Genomic DNA, 19,579 nt, shown 5'->3' on the forward strand with positions numbered 1-19,579 from the left:
AATCCGCAGCCTGGGCCGCTCGCTCGGCGCACGATTGACGCGTGGCGGTTTCGTGCCATGCGTGCGGTGCCGGACTGCGGGACGGAGCCCGCTTCTGCGACGCCTGCGGGTCCTCGGTCGTCACGGCAAACGCTCATGCCGAATACAAACAAGTGACCGTGTTGTTCGCCGATGTGGTGGGGTCCATGGACATCGCCGCCAAGCTGGGACCGGAACGGCTGCGCGAGATCATGACGGAGTTGTTCAACCGATCCTCAGCGGTCGTTCAGCGCTACGGCGGAACCGTCGACAAGTTCACCGGCGACGGGATCATGGCCGAGTTCGGCGCCCCCGTTGCGCTCGAGGACCACGCATTGCTCGCCTGCCGGGCGGCACTGGACATCCAACAAGATGCTCAGCGGCTCGCTGCCATCATCGAGGACCGCGACCACATCGTCCTGCAACTGCGCATCGGGCTGAATTCCGGGGTGGTGATCACCGGAGAGATCGGCGCGGGGCCGTTGTCGTACACGGCAGTCGGCGAGCAAGTCGGCATGGCGCAGCGAATGGAGTCGGTGGCGCCGCCCGGCGGGGTGATGGTCGGTGAGTCGACAGCGCGACTGGTGGAGAACACCGCCGCGCTCAGCGATGCGGAGGTGGTGCATGTCAAGGGAATGCAGGCGCCGGTGGGGGCTCGCCGTCTACTCGGACTCGCCGCTGATCGGCGAACGGACCGGATGCCGACGACGTTCGTCGGCCGCGAATGGGAGATGAACGCCCTCACCGGACTTCTCGGCCGCGCGCTCAAGGGCAACGGAGGCGTCGTGGGGCTCGTCGGCCCTCCCGGCATCGGCAAGAGCAGGCTCGTACGAGAACTGACGTCGCGAGCAGCGGACGCCGGTGTCCAGGTGGCCACCACTTTGTGCGAGTCCCATACCGCAGACGTTCCATTCCATGCCGCCGCGAATCTGCTGCGGTCGGCGACCGGTGCGAGCGGCCTCGAAGCCGCGGCTGCTCGAGAACAGGTGCGCGCGGCGTTCACCGACGCCGATCAGGAGGATCTCCTGCTCGTGGAGGACCTCGTGGGAATCGGTGATCCTGGTGCGGAACTGCCCCAGATCGATGCGGACGCACGCCGTCGCCGTATCGCTTCGATGATCAATGCCGCCGCGCTCGCGAGAATCACCCCGACCATGTATGTCGTCGAGGACGCGCACTGGATCGACGGGATCAGTGAGTCGATGCTCGCCGACTTCCTGGCTGTGGTGCCCCGGACCCGCTCTCTTGTACTCGTCACATACCGGCCGGAATACCACGGTCCGCTTGCCCATGTGCCCCGGTCGCAGAACATCGCCCTTGAGCCGCTGGACTATTCGCAGATGTCGCAACTCAGTACGGAGTTATTGGGCGAGGACAGGTCGGTGACGAAGCTCGCCGACCTGGTGGCCGAACGCGCCGAGGGCAACCCGTTCTTCGCCGAAGAGATCGTCCGCGATCTCGCCGAGCGCGACGTGCTGGTCGGCTCACGCGGATGTTACCTATGCGTCGAGCCGATGAGCGAAGTCACCGTTCCCCGAACCCTGCAGGCGGTGATCGCGGCACGCATCGACCGCCTCGATCCGGCAGGGAAGCGGACGCTTAACGGGGCAGCGGTGATCGGCATCCAATTCGGCCCAGAGATGCTGGAAGCGTTGGATATTCAACCCGCGCTCGACGACCTGGTGAAGGCGGAGCTGATCGATCAGACCGCCTTCGGCCCTCATCCTCGTTACACGTTTCGGCATGCCCTGATCCGGGCCGTGGCATACGAATCACAGCTCAAATCCGACCGGGCGCGCTTGCACAAGCAGTTGGCCGCCACGATCGAGCGGAGTGACCAGAACGCGGTGCTGATCGCGGAGCATCTCGAGTCAGCCGGTGAACTGGGAGGCGCCTACGAGTGGCATATGCGCGCAGGCGCCTGGTCTAACAACCGCGACCACGCCGCGGCGCAGCTGAGCTGGGAACGGGCGCGCCGGGTAGCAGACGCGCTGCCCCCCGACTTTCCGAATCGCCTGAACCTGCGGATCTCCCCGCGTAGCTTGCTGTGCAGCAGTGCTTTTCGACGATTCCATCCGGATCTGTCAGACCGATTCGAGGAACTTCGTTCCTTGTGCTTGGAGGCCGGCGACAAGGCCTCGCTCGCCATCGGCATGGCAGGCCTGGCCATGGAGCACTTGATCCGGGGCCGAATCTTCGAGGCGTCGCAGCAGGCGTCCGAACAGATGGCTCTCGTCGAGTCCATAGGTGACCCGACGTTGACATTGGCTCTGGCCATTCCCGCCTGTGTTGCCAAGCTGCAGGCGGCGCAGGCGGAAGACGCGTTGCGATGGGCCCAAGCCGCCATCGACCTCGCCGACGGCGACTCCACGGCTGGAAGCTTCATGTTGGGATCGCCGCTGGCGCTGGCGTATGTGTTCCGGGGATTCGCCCGGTGCACCGTAGGCCAGACCGGATGGCGCGAAGACCTGGACACCGCGGTGACGATGGCACGCAGGGCCGACCCCACATCTCTCGCGGTGGTCACGGCCTACAAGTATGTGAATATCGGTCGGCGAGTTGTGTCGTTTGACGACGCGGCGTTGAACGAGATCACCGAGGTCTACCAGCTGGCTGAGCGGTGCAGCGAGGATCTGCCCCTGGTGCTTCTCCGGATGACGCTCGGGGTAGCGCTGACGCAAGGAGATGCCGCGGATCGAGAGCGCGGGCTCACGATGCTGACCGAACTTTGCGATACGTGTGTGCGGGAGCAATACGCAATGAACATTACGCCGGCCTTGGAGGTCGTTCTCGCGGTCCATGGTGGCGATCTCGACGGCGCGATAGAGCGAGTTCGTGCGGCATTGGACGAACTGTTCAATTCCGGGAATTTCATCAATTGCGAAGGCAGCACCCAGAACCTTGTCGAACTGCTTCTGCAGCGCGGGACGGAAGAAGATCTGGCCGAGGCCGAGGCAGCGATTGACAAGCTCGCGGCCACCGTCGCGGGCCCCAAGTGGGTCACGCGTGACCTCGTGGTGATGCGACTGCGCGCGCTGTTGGCTCGGACCCGCGATGACGAGTCGACATATCACGAGTTGAAGCACCGCTATCGCAGCAGCGCTGACAAGCTCGGCTTCCAAGGGCATATGGCGATGGCCGCGGCGATGCCCTAGCTCTCCAAGACTGCCATCGCGGCGTTGTGCCCACCGATGCCCGATACCGCACCGCCACGCTGTGATCCCGACCCGCACAACAGGATTCGATCGTGGGCCGTGGCGACGCCCCAGCGGTGCGCAGCGGTGTCGAGCGGCTCGTCGTCCTCTGCGAACGGCCATGACAGCGCACCGTGGAAGATGTGCCCGCCCGTCATTCCCAACCCGTGCTCGAGGTCGACGGTCGTCTTCGTCTCGATACACAACCGGCCGGAGCAATCCTCCATCAGAACATCCTGAATCGGTTCGGCCAGAATGGTGTTCAGCGAGTTGAGTACGGCCGATGTCAACGTGTCGCGCATCCGGTCGGGGTCGCCCGTCAGCTGGTGAGGAGTGTGCAGGCCGAACACCGTCAACGTCTGCGCACCGGCAGCACGCAGTTCGTCGGAGAGGATCGAGGGATCGGTCAGTGAGTGGCAATAGATCTCGCACGGCAGCGGATCAGGGATGACGCCGCGGTCCGCCCGCGAATACGCGGTATCCAGTTGGCTGAACGTCTCGTTGATGTGGAGCGTTCCGCCGAATGCCTGCTCAGCCGTGACGGTTTCGTCGCGCAGTCGCGGCAGGCGCCGCAGCATCAGGTTCACCTTGACCTGCGCTCCGGGCGTCGATTCCGGTGCCGACTCGCCCAGCAGTTCGGCCAGGACGGTCGGCGTCACGTTGGCTAGAACCACACCCCCGTGGACGCGGCGATCGACGCCGTCGCTGTGGTACCGCACCGAGCCATCTGGATCGATCGCGTATACCTCTGCGCCACAGGTGACCTCGGCGCCGAAACCGGTAGCGGCGGCCGCCAGCGCGCCACTGACGGCGCCCATCCCGCCGATCGGCACGTCCCAGTCGCCGGTCCCGCCGCCGATCAGGTGATACAGGAAGCAGACATTCTGGATCAACGACGGGTCGTCGAGGCGGGCGAACGTCCCGATCAACGCGTCGGTCGCCATCACGCCGCGCACTACGTCGTTGTCGACGGCCGAGGCGATCGCGTGCCCCATCGGCTCGTCGATCATCATTCGCCAGGCGTCGTCGTCACCCACGAGACTCCGCGCCTCTTCGCGCGTCCGAAGTGGCTGCAGCAGCGTCGGCCACAACCGCGCGGCGACGCCCCCGCACCGACGGTAGAACTCGGTAAACCGGACCTCGTCGTCAGCCGCGCCGATCGCGCCGAACGTCGACGTCGGCCCGATCAACAGCCCGGTACGGCCGCCGGTCGCCGGGTCTGGCGTGTACGACGAGTATCGGCGGCGCAGCAGGCGCACCCGCGCACCGAGGTCGTCGATGATGCGCCGCGGCAGCAGGCTGACCAGATACGAGTACCGCGACAGCCGGGCGTCCACCCCGTCGAACGCATACGCGGACACCGCCGCACCGCCGACGTGGTCGAGGCGCTCGAGAATCCGTACGCGGCGGCCCGCTTTGGCCAGATACGCGGCCGCGACGAGGCCGTTGTGCCCACCCCCGACGACGACTGCGTCGTATGTCGCCGCCGGAGCGGCTCCGGTGTCGTATGTCGCCGCCGGAGCGGCTCCGGTGTCGTATGTCGCCGCCGGAGCGGCTCCGGTGTCGTAGCCGGCAGTCAGCTGAGGTAACCCTCGACCTCGTCCGGCAAACGCACCTCGGCTTGTCGCGGGTCGCCGCCGGTCTCCCGCAGCGCCCGGCGCTGCCGCAACAGATCCCAGCACTGGTCGAGCTGGACCTCGACGGCCTTGAGCCGATGGCGTTCCTCGTGATGTGGGCCCAGTCGTTCCTCTGACTGGTCGATCTCGCGGCTCTGCAGCTTCGCCCGCAGCTCTTGCTCTTCGGCGACCAATCTGTTCACAGCGTCGAGAATGTCTTGGTCATTGGCCATCAACCCAGTCTGCCCGACTACCGTGAGTGCGGTGACGTCAAGTTCCGGGCAGAAGCCCGAAATCGAGTTTCCCGACGGCCCGCCACCCGCCGAGCTGGTGATCACCGATCTGGTCGTCGGCGACGGCGCCGAGGCGGTGCCCGGCGGCAATGTGGAGGTCCACTACGTCGGGGTGGAGTACGACACCGGCGAGGAATTCGACAGCTCCTGGAACCGCGGCGAGTCGATCGAGTTCCCTCTGCGCGGGCTCATCCAGGGCTGGCAGGACGGCATCCCCGGGATGAAGGTCGGCGGTCGCAGGCAGCTCGTCATCCCGCCGGAGCAGGCCTACGGACCCGCGGGCGGCGGGCACCGGCTGTCGGGCAAGACGCTGATCTTCGTGATCGACCTGCTGGCGACGCGTTAATTCCGGCTGGTTTTCCCGCCAGGCGAGATCACCGCACGCCGGGGAGGCGCAGCAGCAGACGTGCGCCGCCCAGCGGACTCTCTTCCAAAGAGGCTGTGCCGCCATGTAATTCGGCTTGCTGGGCGACGAGCGCGAGGCCAAGTCCAGACCCGGAGTGCGACGCCGTCGAACCGCGCGAGAAGCGCTCGAACACAATAGAGCGCTCCTCCTCGGGAATGCCCACCCCGTCGTCGTCGACCGCGATCTCCACACCCGCGCGTGAAGGGACCGCCGACAGCTGCACCCGCGTCGCACCTCCGTGTTTGACGGCGTTGGCGATCGCGTTGTCGACCGCCAACCGTAGGCCCGCGGGCAGGCCCACGATGATCACCGTCGGCGCCGGCACCAGCGACACGTCCAGATCCGGATAAACCCGCATCGCGTCGTGGGCGGCGCGGTCCAACAACTCGGTGATGTCGACGGGCACGTGGTCATCGGCGGTCGACAACTCGCCTTGCGCCAGTCGTTCCAGCGCGCCGAGCGTCGCCTCGATGCGCGACTGAGTCCGGATCACGTCGTTGACGACCTCTTTGCGCTGGTCCTCGGGCAGGTCGAGGGTGGACAGCACCTCGAGGTTGGTGCGCATCGCGGTCAGCGGCGTGCGCAGTTCGTGGGCGGACACCGATGCGAAATCCCGCGCCGACGCCAGCGCGGCCTTGGTCCGGTCCTGTTCCTTCCATACGCGCTCCACCAGGCCCTTGACCGCCTCGGCGATCTCGACGGCCTCGGTGGCGCCGCGCACCTCGACGTCGGGGTCCTCGTCTCCCGCGTCGATCTGCCGGGTCTGCTGCGCCAGGCTCTTGAGCGGACGCACCGCGAACGCGGCCAGCACCCATCCGAACACCGACGCTGCGCCGACGGCGAACACACAGATGATGATCACGCGTCGATGCAGGTTGTTGGTGTCGGCGATGGTGGCGTCATAGGTGGCGCCGACGGCCACCGACATCGGCCCGGGGTAGTAGGGGATGTCCACGGTGCGCACCCGGTAGCGCACGCCGTCGACGTAGGTGTCGGCGTAACCGGGGTCCATCTGCGGAAGCACGACGTCGGAGTTGGACGTCACCTCGCCCCCGCGGTGCACGGTGATGACGGCATCCTGGTTGTTCGGCGCCTTCGGGATCTCGTCCAGACCGCGCGGCAGGAACGGGATCGCGAAGCCGGCGGCCTCGTCGAGGCGGCGGTCGAGGCGCTCCTTGCGGTCGTTGGTGATGCCGACCCAGACCACGGTGCCGACGATGACGACGACGATCGCCGCGCCGATCGCGGTGGCCAGCGCGACGCGGGTGCGCAGCGACGGGGTTCGGCGGAAGATCCGCGACAGCAGGCTCATGGGGTCACTGAGTTCGCAGCACGAACCCCACTCCGCGCACCGTGTGCAGCAGCCGGGGGGCGCCGCCCGCCTCGAGCTTGCGGCGCAGGTAGCCGATGAAAACGTCGACGACGTTGGTGTCGGCGGCGAAGTCGTAGCCCCACACGAGCTCGAGCAGCTGCGCGCGCGACAGCACGGCGGTCTTGTGCTCGGCCAGCACCGCGAGCAGGTCGAATTCGCGCTTGGTCAGGTCGACGTCGACGCCGTTGACGCGTGCGCGGCGACCCGGGATGTCGACCTCCAAGGGCCCGACCTGGATGGTCTCAGACGAGAAGGTCGCGGTGGATCCGCGGCGGCGCAGCAGCGCCTTCACCCTGGCCACCAGTTCGGCCAGCACGAACGGCTTGACCAGGTAGTCGTCGGCGCCGGCCTCCAGGCCCGCGACGCGATCGTCGACCGAACTACGCGCCGAGAGCACGCAGACCGGCACGTCATTGTCCATGGCGCGCAGCGCGGTGACCACGCTGACCCCGTCGAGCACGGGCATATTGATGTCCAGCACGATCGCGTCGGGTCGGGTTTCGGTCGCGCTGCGCAGCGCCTCGGCACCGTCGACGGCGGTGGCCACGTCGAACCCGGACAGTCGCAGCCCGCGTTCGAGCGACGCCAGAACGTCGGGGTCGTCGTCGACCACGAGAACCCGGGGTGAGCCTGCACCACTGTCCATATAGGCAATATTGCCTGAAGGACGACCCCAAACGCGGGAGGTCGTGCGCACGTGGGCGGCGAGGTGAGTTTCGAAGCCGATTCTCCGGCCCGGCGAGGGTCCGCACGGTTTGCCAGCAACCCCTCAAACCCTTGCTGCAGCGTGCGCACCGCCGGCTCTTTCGCGATCTTGGTCTGACGAAGAGGCCCTAGCGTATTTCGTTGACCTTGGCGTTGCCGTTTTTCGAGTGAACCGTCACCTCGGGGGCGCGTGGGTCGGTGGTCTCCGCCACGTCCACCGTCGTCGAACCAAACTCGGATCCGGCTGTCACTCGGTACGACCCTGAGCTGGGCAGCCCAACCGTCGCATTGCCGCCGGCGATCGCTTCCGTAACACGCGGCGCCGAGCGGAATTCGACCGAGATATTGCCGGATTCGCTTGTTGCTCTGAACGATTCCGTGACGGCGATCCTCGCACCGGTGCTGATGTCGCCGTGCCGGACGTCAACGTCGATCATTCGGGCCGAACCGCCGAGTTCCACCGTTCCGGCATTGGAGTTCACCACCAGTTGATCGAGGTCGGCGTCGGTGGTCAGCGGGCCGGTCCTGTGGTTGACTGTCACGCTCAATTCTCGTGCGACATTTGGCGGGAGGATGATGCTTAGTCCGGTGCCGACGAGCCAGAGAAATCTGGAATCACTGTCGCCCAGTGTTATCCGGCTGCCGACACCGTCGGGGACTACCGTCAGCGGCGTGTCGTCGCTCCTTGTGACCGTGCGCAGGTCGACGCGAGGCTCCTTGGCCTCGGCGTCGGTGATGACGCGGACAGGCACCGGGACATCACCGGTGTCGATGGTCAGCGATCGCATGCCAGTCGACAGCACCTGCGAGTCCGTCACGACCCGACTGGTGGCGAGTGCGAACGAGGCAGCACCGAGACCGCCCAACGCCGCGAGGGCTACCAAGGCGGCGATGACGGCGATGACGAACCGCATCGCGGTGCGCGCGCCTTCGGACATTTCGGGTGGCAGAGAGGCCAGCCCGGGGGGAGGCAGCCTCTCCGCCACCGGCACATGGGGCGACAGCTCGGGATTGACGCCGGGTCCACTCACAACTGCATCTGCTCCTGCGCATCGAGGTGAGCGACGGCGCGCTTGAGTACCAAGACCGCGTCGGCCCTCGTGGTGTGCGGATCGTCGTTGTAGGCCTGCAGGCTCGGCCAGCTCGCTGCGGCCAAGGAATTGGCCAGCCGCAGCAGCAGGTATTCCAGCCGCTCGACCTGGTCGAGCTCGTCGTATGGCTGTGCGACGTCCCAGAAGCCCGCCGCAGCGCGCAGGGCGCCGCCGAGGCAGTAGCTGCACGGGGTCGCCCCCGATTCGGTGCGTACCACGTAGCCGCCCTTGCCGACGTAATGGGCGCTGACCCGTACCCATTCGCCCGGGGCGCCGGCGGCGGGGTGTACCTCTCGGCCGCCGGCATCCCGGCAGTAAGTGCCTTGGGTCCAACCGTTTTCAACCTCGATGAGTGTCAGCGCGTCCTGGATCACCTGTCGATCGTTCTTGATCCTCTGAGCGAGGCGGGAGTTCGTAGTCATGGTGTGTCCCTTCTTTCTCATTAAGACTCGAGGTAGCGCAGAACGGCGAGGACACGGCGGTTCTCGGTGTCATCGGGCGTCAGCCCCAATTTGTTGAAGATCGATGCGACGTGCTTCTCGGCGGAACCGGTCGACATGTGCAGCGTCGCGGCGATCGCCGAATTGGTTCTGCCTTCGGCCATCAGCTGGAGTACGTCGCGTTCGCGGGGGGTGAGCTGATCCAGCGCGCTGCGGCGATGCGATCGCGCGAGAATCTGGGCAACGACCTCAGGGTCGAGCAAAGTCCCGCCGCCGCCGACGACCGCGACCGCGTCCAGGAACGCCGGTACGTCGGCGACACGGTCCTTGAGCAAATAGCCGAAGCCACGGGTGTCCGAGGTGATCAGGTCGGAGGCGTAACGCTCTTCGACGTAATGCGACAGCACCAGGACCGGCGACTCGGGATTCTCACTCCTCAGCAGCGCGGCGGCACGAATACCCTCATCGGTGAACGTAGGAGGCATCCGCACGTCGACGATGACCAGATCGGGTTTGGTTTCGTCGACCAGGCCCAGCAGTTTGGTGGCGTCGGGCACGCCGGCGACCACGTCGTGGCCGGCGTCGATGAGGATGCGTTCGATGCCCGCCCGCAGCAGAGCCGAGTCCTCGGCGATCACGATGCGCATGGCAGCACCGCCGTGACAGTGGTGGGTCCGCCGGCCGGACTGGAAACCGTGAACGTGCCGCGGGCCGCGCGCACCCGGTCGGCCAGCCCACGCAGGCCAGTGGCGTGCGAGCTGTCGGTGATCTGCGCACCGCCGCGGCCGTCGTCGAACACCGAGACGTGCAGCTTGTTTTGAAACTGGTCGAGTCGCACCGTCACGACGGCACGCGACGCGCTCGCGTGCTTGGCGACATTGGTGAGTGCCTCGGCCACAATGAAGTACGCGACGGATTCGGTCTCGGCAGGGACGCGCCGGGGGAGATCGATGTTCAGCGTTGTCGAGACCCCGGTGTTCTGGGCACGCTGCACGACCGATGAGAGGGCAGCGTCCAGGCCGCGGTCCGAAAGGATCGTCGGCGCTATGCCGCGCACCACGTTTCGTAGCTCGACCAGAGCGGTCTTCGCGTCGTGATGGGCCTCGGCGATCAGCGCCTTTGCGGCAGCCGGGTCCGTGTCGAACTTGGTTTGGGCGAGGCCGATAGTCATTGCCAGCGAGACGAGGCGAGACTGCACACTGTCGTGCAGGTCGCGTTCGATGCGGTGGCGCTCAGCGTGCGCCGATGACACTGCGCCCAGCCTCGCGTCGGCCAGCGCGTTCAGTTCTTGTTGGAACATCGCAGCGGGCGACGGTGAAAGCAGCCAGAGGTCGATCTTGGCGTCGAGGATAGGCGCGAACACCACGACTGTCGCGGCAGCCACCAGCGCGACAACGGCCAGTGGCCACGCCATTGCGGGCGGGATGAATGACAGGCCGGCGTCGCCATCGCTGCGGCTCACGGCGGTCGCGGCTGCTGGTGCCAGGAGCGCGAATGCCAGCAGGAACAATGCGAGACCCACCGCCAGAAAGTCGTAGATCATCCGCAGGGAATGGTGTGCGCAGCCCTTCCAGAACCGGGCGCTGCTGATGTCGAACCCAAGCTGATTGAACCAACCGTGAAAGCCGGTGCGGTGGGAGATCTTTCGGGGCGGTACCGGGATACCCATCCCGAAGACGGCTTCACTCCGCCGACGCTCGAGCCACTCCGCACCGCGCATTAGGTACACGAACATCAGGACGGCAAGTGCGAACCCGACCACTGACGGGACGAGCCAGAGCCCGACGATCACGATCAGGAGTAACAGCCACAGCCAAACGGTGGCAGCCGCGGCGCCGACGATCATCGATGCACTTGGCAGGAGGCCGATACGACGGGACGTCGTCGGCGTGGTCGTGTCAGCCGTTATCGGCTCAACCTGTTGATCCGTGACTGCGACCATACCTCGAAGGTACGGATCGTGGGGGTGCGACAACATGCCGTTTACCGGACGATCTGGGGGGGGATAACCCCCCCAATCACCTAGCACTATGAGCGCGGACGCCCGCCCAAAATACGGTCAGGGGCTCGCCGCGGGCGTCTGATGTTCGAAGTATGGTCCCGCCTGGTGAACCTGGCCCACGAATACCGGGCCCGGACGAATCATGAATGGGGCGCAGCCGGAAGATTGCTAGACACTGTGATCGGCTTGTCTGTTGAGTGCTCCAGCACGGGTAGGTCGGTTCAGTGCCTCTTACGTGAGACTGCGGACGGGTTTCGCCTGCTGTGCGTTCACTGTCGAAATCTGCGGTCTGTTCGCGCCATCCGTCGCGATCTGCTGTACTTGCGGCGCAGACAAGGCGGCTCCGCCGGCTCGCCCACTGTGGTGACATCTGACGTACGGGAACGACTTCAACGGTTTGCCCACGGAAAGGACCGGGCGTGACCCTAATGACCGAATGCATAGCTCCTGCGGTCGACGTACTGCCGCAGGAACTCATGTCCTGCGAAGTGAGTGGCCGGCTTCAGCGCATACGCGGTGCGGTAACGGCACGCGCAGGGTATGCATTACGATCCCGTATCACGCTACGAACGGATCGATGCGGACGCCGACGTCGTGGTTTACTCGGCAACATCGAGTTGCGCTCCCCGAGGCGCTGCGAGTTTGCGGTGACCGCGCTCGGGCTCAACTGGGACGCTCATCGCTCGCGCGGTGCAGCCTGCCGGTCTAGGCCAGTGCGCTGTTGCTGTGTCCGAGCGGCCGACATGGCGTCCGGGGTTGGAACGGATGGAGGGGAACGCCGATTTTCAGGGTTCTGAAGCGATTGTGGATTCCGCTACTCATATTAGCCGTGATGGTTGCTGGTGGGTTTACCGTGTCGCGGCTGCACGGCATGTTCGGGTCTAATGAGCGTCCCTCCTATGCCGACACCGACACCAAAGTTGCGGACAAACAGAACTTCGATCCGAAGTATCTGATCTACGAGGTGTTCGGTCCGCCGGGAACGGTGGCAAATATCAGCTATTTCGACGTCGATGCCGAACCGCAGTACGTGGAGGGAGCCATCCTGCCGTGGTCGTCCAAATTCGAGATCACCCAAGCGGCGGGCATCGGAAACCTCATCGCGCAGGCCGACAACAGTGAAAGTATCGGCTGCCGCATCATCGTCGATGGCGAGGTGAAAGCGGAGAAGGTCCGCCAGGGAGTGAGCGCGTTCACGTACTGCATGCTGAAGGCAGCATGACCAGTCACGAGGCGCGCCACAACACGCCGTTCATCGCGCGGTGGATCCGGCGACTGGCGTTGCCGATCATCCTCGGCTGGTTGGCTGTCGCGTTCATCCTCAATACCGCGGTCCCCCCACTGGAACAGGTCGAGAGAGCGCGGGCCATATCGGAGACTCCCGTCGACGCGCCGTCGTTCCAGGCGATGGAGCGTATGGGTGAGCTTTTCGGCGAATCGACTTCCGATGCTGTTGCGATGATCGTCTTGGAAGGGCAGGACCGCCTCGGCGACGACGTGCATGCTTACTACGGCGAACTGATTCGTCAGTTGAGAGCCGACACGGAACATGTGAGGCACATACGGGATTTCTGGGCGGACCCGCTCACGGCCGCCGCCGCGGAAAGCGCCGATGGTAAGGCTGTTTACGTCCAGTTGACCTTGCACGGCAATGTCGGGCAAGCCTCGGCGAATGAATCCGTGGCAGCCGTCCGGGGCATCGTCGACCGGACGCCGCCGCCGCCGGGTGTCCAGGTTTATCTCACGGGTCCGGCGCCGTTCACTGCAGAGATGGGTGAGACCGGCAACGCGACGGTCATACTGATCACGCTGGTTAGCCTGGGCGTGATCCTGGTTATGTTGCTCCTCTTCTTCCGCTCGATCGCCACCGTTATCGTTGTGCTGCTGTCGGTCGGTATCCAGCTGCAGGTGGCAAGGGGGGTCGTCGCATTTCTCGGTGACATCGGGGCCTTCGGACTCTCGACGTTCGTCGTCAATCTCCTGGTGGCTCTGTTAATCGCGGCCGGGACGGACTACGGGATTTTCTTCTTCGGTCGCTATCACGAGGCGCTTGAGGCAGGTGAGGATCGGGAGACCGCCTTCTACTCCACGTTCCGTGGCACCGCCAAGGTTGTGTTGGGGTCCGGTCTGACCATTGCCGGCGCACTTCTGTGCCTGAGTTTCACCCGCCTGCCCTCGTTCAAGGTCCTTGGCGTGCCTTCCGCGGTGGGTGTGGTCACCGCGGTCATGGTGGCGCTTACGCTGACTCCGGCCATCATTGCCGTGGGCGGCCGCTTCAAGTGGTTCGAGCCCAAGCGCAAGATCAAGGTTCCCCGGTGGCGGCGGGTAGGCACGGCGATCGTCCGGTGGCCGGCGCCGATTCTCGCCGCCTCATGCGCGGTCGCGCTGGTCGGCCTGTTGGCGCTGCCGGGATATCAACCCACCTACAACGATCAGGAATCGATCCCCAAAGATATTCCCGCGGCTGTCGGATTGCAGGCCGCACAGCGACATTTCCCCGCGTCGCAAATGTCGGCACCCGATGTCCTGCTCGTCGAGGCGGACCACGATATGCGTAATCCAACAGATTTTCTGATCTTGAACAAATTGGCCAAAGGCGTCCTGGCCGTTCCCGGTGTTGCCTCGGTGCAGGGTCCCACCCGGCCCGCCGGAACCCCGCTCGAGCACACCTCGATTCCTTACATGCTCAGCATGAGCCAGGCCAGTCAAATGCAGATGATGCCGTTCCAGCGAGCACGCATGGACGAAATGCTGGACCAGGCCGAGGACATGGCCGCGACGATTGCGCTCATGAAACGCATGTACGGTTTGATGCAGGAGCTCGCGGCCACTACACACAGTATGGTCGAGCAAACGCACGAACTTCAGGAAACCACGTACGAGTTGCGGGACCAGATATCGAATTTCGACGATTTCTTCAGACCAATCCGTAATTATTTTTACTGGGAGCCGCACTGCTTCAATATTCCTATCTGTTGGTCGCTGCGATCCATATTTGACGGCCTCGACGGTGTCGATAAGATCAGCGCTCAGATGGATGATCTCATGGGTGATCTCGATACCCTCGATACGCTCATGCCGCAAATGATCTCCCAATTCCCGCCGATGATCGCGACAATGGAAAGCACGCGGACCATGATGCTGACGATGCACAGCACCATGTCCGGAATGATGGCCCAGATGGATGAAGGCACCACAAATGCCACCGCCATGGGTAAGGCGTTCGATGCTGCCATGAACGATGACTCTTTTTACCTTCCCGAGGAGGTCTTCCAAAACAAGGACTTCAAGCGAGTCATGGATGTGTTCCTGTCGCCGGACGGCAAGGCCGCGCGCCTCCTCATTTCGCAGCGGGGCGATCCTGCGTCGCGTGAGAGCATGGCGCTCGTCGATCCGATACAGACGGCTGGCGAGGAGGCGCTCAAAGGAACTCCGTTGGAAAACGCCAAGGTGTCCCTAACCGGCAGTGCAGCGATGGTGAAAGACATCGTCGACGGTTCCACCTACGACCTGTTGATTGCGGCGATCTCGGCGCTCTGCCTGATCTTCACGATCATGTTGATCATGACGCGAAGCTTGTTCGCCGCTTTGGTCATTGTGGGCACCGTGGCGCTTTCGTTGGGCTCGGCGTTCGGGCTCTCGGTGCTCGTCTGGCAACACATTCTGGGTATACAAATCCATTGGGCCGTGCTCGTCATGGCTGTCATCTGCCTTCTAGCAGTGGGCTCTGACTACAACCTGTTGCTCGTATCCCGGATGAAAGAAGAAGTAGGCGCCGGGATCAACACGGGCATCATCCGGGCGATGGCCGGTACCGGCCGGGTCGTCACCGCCGCCGGTCTGGTGTTCAGTTTCACGATGCTTTCGATGGTGGTCAGCGACCTGCGAACCGTCGGTCAGCTGGGCTCGACAATCGGATTGGGTCTGATGTTCGACACCTTGGTGGTGCGCGCATTCATGACGCCTTCGATCGCCGCCCTGCTGGGTCGGTGGTTCTGGTGGCCGCAACGAGTGCGCCAGCGCCCCGCCAGTTCGTTGCTTCGGCCGATAGGACCTCGTCCGCTGGTCCGCTCCCTCCTGCTGACGCAAGAGCGTTAAATCCGTGAGAAACCTTGCCGTGCAGAAGAACAGCGTCAGCGTCGGATACAGCATCAGCGTGGGCGGTGGATTCGACGCTTGCCTGTTGAAGGCGGCATGAGCGACCACCGGCTGGACAATCGCCCGCCGTTCCTTGCGCGGGCGGTCCATCGATTGTCGGTATTCATCGTCATCGGCTGGGTGGCGGTCGCTGCCTTCACGTTCTTCGCAATTCCCTCGCTGGAACAGGTCGGCAGGGAGCAGTCGGTATCGCAGGTCCCCCAGGACGCTCCGTCGCTGCAGGCGATGAAGCGCATGGGCCAGGTTTTTAAAGAATCGGAGTCCGACAGCTTCGCGATGATCGTCTTGGAAGGTGAGCAACCGCTCGGCCCCGAGACACACGTCTACTACGACGAGTTGGTTCGTCAACTCAGAGCCGACACCAACCATGTGCATCACGTCCAGGACTTCTGGGCGGATCCGCTGACGGCTCCGGGCGCAGAAAGCGACGACGGCAGGGCCATGTACGTCCAGGTCAATTTGGTGGGTGACCAAGGAGAGGCAAAGGCGAACCAATCCGTCCAGGCGGTCCGGGACCTCGTCGAGGGAGTACCTCCGCCGCCGGGGGTCAAGGCCTACGTCACGGGTCCGGCACCGCTGGTGACGGATATGAACATCAGCGGTGACGAATCCATCCTCAAGATCACTATTGTCACCATTGCCGTGATCTTGATCATGCTGTTGTTCGTCTACCGCTCGATCGTCACGGTGCTCTGCGTGGCGGTCATGGTCGGGGTCCAAGTCCAGGTAGCTCGAGGAGTTGTGGCGTTTCTCGGCGATCACCAAGTGCTTGAACTCTCGATTTTTGCTGTTAATTTGCTAGTGTCGCTCGGGATCGCAGCCGGAACGGACTACGCGATTTTCTTTTTTGGGCGCTATCACGAGGCACGCCAGGCCCGCGAAGATCCGGCGACAGCGTTCTATACCACCTTCCGCAGCGTTGCCAAGGTTGTCCTGGCATCAGGCACGACGATCGCGGCCGCGATTTTCTGTCTGAGCTTTGCCAGGCTTCCCTACTTCCAGACCATTGGTGTCCCTGGCGCTCTGGGCATGCTCATTGTGGTCGCGGTGGCCGTCACGCTCATCCCGGCGAGCATTGCCTTGGGGAGCCGGTTCGGTTTGTTCGAACCCAAGCGCAAGGTTGCGGTTCGTCGATGGCGCCGACTGGGTACCGCCATCGTCCGATGGCCGGCGCCCATTCTCGCTGCGGCGAGCGCGGTCGCACTCGTCGGGTTGCTGGCGCTGCCGGCATATGAATCCAGCTATAACGATCGGCTGTATATGCCGCAGGATATTCCTGCCAACGTGGGGTACGCGGCGGCCGAGCGGCATTTCCCACAGGCGCGAGTGATGCCGGACATCGTCTGGATCGAGTCCGATCACGACATGCGCAACCCAGCGGATTTTATAACTTTGCACAGGTTGGCCAAAAAAGTCTTCGCGGTTCCCGGTGTCTCCAGGGTTCAGGGCATAACACGGCCCGAGGGGACGCCACTTGAACGTACTTCGATACCTTTCATGATCAGCTTGCAGTCCGCCGGCATGCTGCAAATGCTGCCGTTCATGCAAGGCAGCATGGATCTCCTCAAAAAGCAGGCCGATGCAATGGCCGATATGCAAGCGCAGATGCAACGCATCTACGACTTGACGCGCCAAATGAACGACGCGACTCATCGCATGGTCGGCAAGATGCACGACTTGGAGGACAGCGTTAACGAACTACGAGACAGCATCGCCGACTTCGATGATTTCTGGAGGCCCATCCGTAATTACTTCTATTGGGAGCCGCACTGCTTCAACATTCCCATCTGCTTGTCGATTAGGTCAATATTCGAGACGCTGGATGGTACCGATAAGATCAGCTCGCAAATGTCCATTCTTGTTGAAGGCATCGATAAGCTAGATGAGGTCATGCCTAAAATGGTCGCCGATTTCCCGCAGATGATTGCGACCATCGGGAGAATGCGCACCGGGATGCTGACCATCAACAGCACCATGTCGGGGATGTTCGATCAAATGGAAGAGGGGACCGGCAACGCCACCGCTATGGCCAGAGTGTTCGACGCCGCGCAGAACGACGACTCTTTCTATCTACCACCTGAAGTGTTCGAGAACGAGGACTTCAAGCGCGCCATGGAGTTGTTCTTCTCACCGGACGGTAAGGCGATGCGGTTGATCATCTCGCATAGGGATGACCCGGGATCGCCCGAGTCGTTGGCGCGAGTGGACGCGATCAGGACCGCGGCCGAGGAAGCGCTCAAAGTGAGTCCGTTGGAGAGCGCAAAGGTACATGTGGCCGGGACGGCGGCGACTTACAAAGACATGCGAGACGGCTCGACATATGACCTTCTGATCGCCGGTGTCGCGGCGCTCTGCCTGGTCTTCATCATCATGCTGATCATCACGCGGAGCTTCATCGCCGCCCTCGTCATCGTCGGCACGGTGGCGTTGTCTTTGGGCGCGGCATTCGGTCTCTCGGTGCTCATCTGGCAGCATATTCTTGGCATCCACCTGCACTGGCTCGTGCTCGCGATGTCGGTGATCATCCTGTTGGGGGTGGGATCCGACTACAACCTGCTCCTGGTCTCCCGGATGAAAGAGGAGATGGGGGCGGGTTTGAACACCGGTATTATCCGGGCGATGGGCGGTACGGGCAAGGTCGTGACTGCCGCGGGCCTGGTCTTCGCGTTCACCATGTTGTCGATGGTCGTCAGCGATTTGCGCATCATCGGTCAGGTCGGTTCGACCATCGGTATTGGTTTGTTGTTCGACACGTTGGTGGTTCGCGCGTTCATGACGCCGTCGATCGCGGCGATACTGGGCCGCTGGTTCTGGTGGCCGCAACGAGTGCGTCCCCGGCCCGCCAGTGCATTACTACGGTCTCTAGGATCGCGTTCGCTGGTACGTTCCTCGCTGCTCAGGGAAGAACCCGGACCTTCATCCAGCGCTTCTCAGCAGCAGCGGGCGAACGTTCGTTGAGGTTGTTGCCCTAACCGCTCGGACTGTAGAAAATCTCGGCAGCTACGAGCTTTGGGGCTAGAGTTGATGTCGCAAGCATTAAAGGGAGGGTGTAACAGATGTCAGAAAAATCGTTCACCGGGCTGGCCGCCGCAGCCGGCGGTTTGGTCCTGTCATTGACCGCGGGGCTGGGGGTAGCCTCGGCAGCCCCTGACCTGGGCCCGATCATCAACACAACGTGCAGTTACCCGCAGGTGATGTCGGCGCTGAACGCGACAGACCCAGCAGTTGCCGCGCAATTCAACGCATCGCCGATGTCGGTATCCGCCGTGCAGCAGTTCCTGGCTGCGCCGCCGAATGAACGGCAGCAGATGGCTCAGATGATCGCGGGAACGCCGGGAAATGAGCAGTATTTCGGGCTGATTGAACAGGTCTTCACCCGCTGCAACAGCTTCTGAGCGGGCTAAACGCTGGAAGTCACTTCCGTACCATTCGCCGTCGAGTCTGGTTGACCGATTTTCGGCTTGAGAGCCGACCCTCCTACATGCCCATTGCCTCGCGCCTACAATTTGGACTCGCATGTTCGAATGGTCCCCCGGCAGCAGCGCGGAACGGCGAGGGTCAAGTGTGCGTCGTGAGACCCCGACGATCTGGCGGTGGTCAGCCGTGCGCGTGTGGCGTTCCGCGCGTCCCTGACACGCATATTGCGTGGTGGCACTGCACTGCTCGAGACCCCCGAACGGGTGCCTGTCGGCATTTGCTGAACGATGCCTAACCGGCCGGGCGGTGTTCGCTCGGGGTGTCGGTGAACACCCTGAGAACGCGCGTCCTCGAGGGTGGCCACGCGCGCTGCGCGACGCAATCGACGAGAGTTAATCCATCACTGCTGGTCAAAGTGCCGGAAGCCGCGAGCGCCCGATCGTTGGGCGGCGAATCGGTTGCTGAGCGCGGCAAGATCATTTCGGCTAGTTCGCTGGGAACTTTTCAAAACCGCCCCCGACGCTGTTAGCCTCATCTATCGTTGAGACGTTCCAGTTGTCGACTAGTCAGTGTCGACATGACGGGGAGGAAGAAGCGTTGAGCGTCAATCCGTTCGATGACGAAAACGGCACCTTTGTAGTCTTGGTCAACGAGGAAGAGCAGCACAGCTTATGGCCGACTTTCGCCGATGTGCCCGCCGGCTGGCGGGTGGTTTTTGGAGAAGCCGACCGCGCCGCCTGCCTGGACTATATCGAAGAGAACTGGCCTGATATCCGGCCAAAGAGCCTGCGCGACAGGCTGGCCCAAGATCGCGGGCGGTAGGTGAGCCGCTAGGGGGTTAGAAATACGTCGCGGCTTGGGGGTCCG

The 19,579-nt window shown here is 63.6% G+C and carries 15 protein-coding genes; 7 read left to right on the forward strand and 8 right to left on the reverse strand.

The genetic code is table 11. From position 1 onward, the window contains the following. Window positions 1-41: 41 nt before the first annotated feature. The gene (locus QGN32_RS15565; RefSeq protein WP_326545259.1) at window positions 42-3,173 is read left to right on the forward strand and encodes an AAA family ATPase; all 3,132 of its coding nucleotides are present in this window, start codon (window positions 42-44) and stop codon (window positions 3,171-3,173) included. Here QGN32_RS15565 and QGN32_RS15570 read toward each other — a convergent pair. After that, a complete protein-coding gene (locus tag QGN32_RS15570) occupies window positions 3,170-4,636 on the reverse strand; it encodes a phytoene desaturase family protein (protein WP_326549092.1) in 1,467 nt (488 codons plus the stop codon). The genes QGN32_RS15565 and QGN32_RS15570 overlap by 4 nt on opposite strands. Window positions 4,637-4,788: 152 nt before the next feature. Further along, window positions 4,789-5,061, reverse strand: a complete 273-nt coding sequence (locus QGN32_RS15575) for a DUF2630 family protein (RefSeq protein ID WP_326545260.1) — start codon at window positions 5,059-5,061, stop codon at window positions 4,789-4,791. Between the two features lie 22 nt (window positions 5,062-5,083). Here QGN32_RS15575 and QGN32_RS15580 point away from each other — a divergent pair, with 22 nt between their 5' ends. After that, the gene (locus QGN32_RS15580) at window positions 5,084-5,467 is read left to right on the forward strand and encodes an FKBP-type peptidyl-prolyl cis-trans isomerase (RefSeq protein ID WP_326545261.1); all 384 of its coding nucleotides are present in this window, start codon (window positions 5,084-5,086) and stop codon (window positions 5,465-5,467) included. 28 nt (window positions 5,468-5,495) lie between these two features. On the opposite strand, the gene QGN32_RS15585 is transcribed toward QGN32_RS15580, so the two are convergent. From QGN32_RS15585 to QGN32_RS15610, 6 genes are all read right to left on the reverse strand, one after another. Beyond that, entirely contained in the window at window positions 5,496-6,839 is a 1,344-nt protein-coding gene (locus QGN32_RS15585; protein WP_326545262.1) for a HAMP domain-containing sensor histidine kinase, read from the reverse strand. Between the two features lie 4 nt (window positions 6,840-6,843). After that, complete coding sequence (gene prrA, locus QGN32_RS15590) at window positions 6,844-7,554, reverse strand: two-component system response regulator PrrA (RefSeq protein WP_326549093.1); 711 nt, start codon at window positions 7,552-7,554, stop codon at window positions 6,844-6,846. Window positions 7,555-7,732: 178 nt separating this feature from the next. Further along, complete coding sequence (locus QGN32_RS15595) at window positions 7,733-8,635, reverse strand: hypothetical protein (protein WP_326545263.1); 903 nt, start codon at window positions 8,633-8,635, stop codon at window positions 7,733-7,735. Then, window positions 8,632-9,117 carry a DUF6197 family protein gene (locus QGN32_RS15600; protein WP_326545264.1) on the reverse strand — a complete coding sequence of 162 codons (486 nt, stop codon included), beginning with the start codon at window positions 9,115-9,117 and terminating at the stop codon, window positions 8,632-8,634. The genes QGN32_RS15595 and QGN32_RS15600 overlap by 4 nt, the downstream gene beginning before the upstream one ends. A 20-nt stretch (window positions 9,118-9,137) precedes the next feature. Continuing rightward, window positions 9,138-9,782: a response regulator transcription factor gene (locus tag QGN32_RS15605; RefSeq protein WP_326545265.1), complete on the reverse strand. Its 645-nt coding sequence runs from the start codon at window positions 9,780-9,782 to the stop codon at window positions 9,138-9,140. Beyond that, window positions 9,770-11,077 (reverse strand): sensor histidine kinase, encoded by a 1,308-nt coding sequence (locus QGN32_RS15610; RefSeq protein ID WP_326545266.1) that lies wholly within the window; start codon window positions 11,075-11,077, stop codon window positions 9,770-9,772. The genes QGN32_RS15605 and QGN32_RS15610 overlap by 13 nt, the downstream gene beginning before the upstream one ends. 862 nt (window positions 11,078-11,939) lie before the next feature. Between QGN32_RS15610 and QGN32_RS15615 the strand changes: the two genes are divergently transcribed. The 5 genes from QGN32_RS15615 (at window position 11,940) to QGN32_RS15635 (ending at window position 19,534) form a co-directional block, all read left to right on the forward strand. Continuing rightward, on the forward strand, window positions 11,940-12,359 hold the full coding sequence (locus QGN32_RS15615; RefSeq protein WP_326545267.1) for an MmpS family transport accessory protein: 420 nt from the start codon (window positions 11,940-11,942) through the stop codon (window positions 12,357-12,359). Beyond that, the gene (locus QGN32_RS15620; protein WP_326545268.1) at window positions 12,356-15,235 is read left to right on the forward strand and encodes an MMPL/RND family transporter; all 2,880 of its coding nucleotides are present in this window, start codon (window positions 12,356-12,358) and stop codon (window positions 15,233-15,235) included. The genes QGN32_RS15615 and QGN32_RS15620 overlap by 4 nt, the downstream gene beginning before the upstream one ends. 96 nt (window positions 15,236-15,331) lie before the next feature. Beyond that, window positions 15,332-18,253: an MMPL/RND family transporter gene (locus tag QGN32_RS15625; RefSeq protein ID WP_326545269.1), complete on the forward strand. Its 2,922-nt coding sequence runs from the start codon at window positions 15,332-15,334 to the stop codon at window positions 18,251-18,253. Window positions 18,254-18,351: 98 nt separating this feature from the next. Further along, window positions 18,352-18,690 carry a hemophore-related protein gene (locus tag QGN32_RS15630; RefSeq protein ID WP_326545270.1) on the forward strand — a complete coding sequence of 113 codons (339 nt, stop codon included), beginning with the start codon at window positions 18,352-18,354 and terminating at the stop codon, window positions 18,688-18,690. Between the two features lie 619 nt (window positions 18,691-19,309). After that, a complete protein-coding gene (locus tag QGN32_RS15635) occupies window positions 19,310-19,534 on the forward strand; it encodes an MbtH family protein (RefSeq protein ID WP_326545271.1) in 225 nt (74 codons plus the stop codon). The last annotated feature ends 45 nt before the right edge of the window (window positions 19,535-19,579 follow it).

Source organism: Mycolicibacterium sp. ND9-15 (assembly GCF_035918395.1).
Taxonomy (GTDB): Bacteria; Actinomycetota; Actinomycetes; order Mycobacteriales; family Mycobacteriaceae; genus Mycobacterium.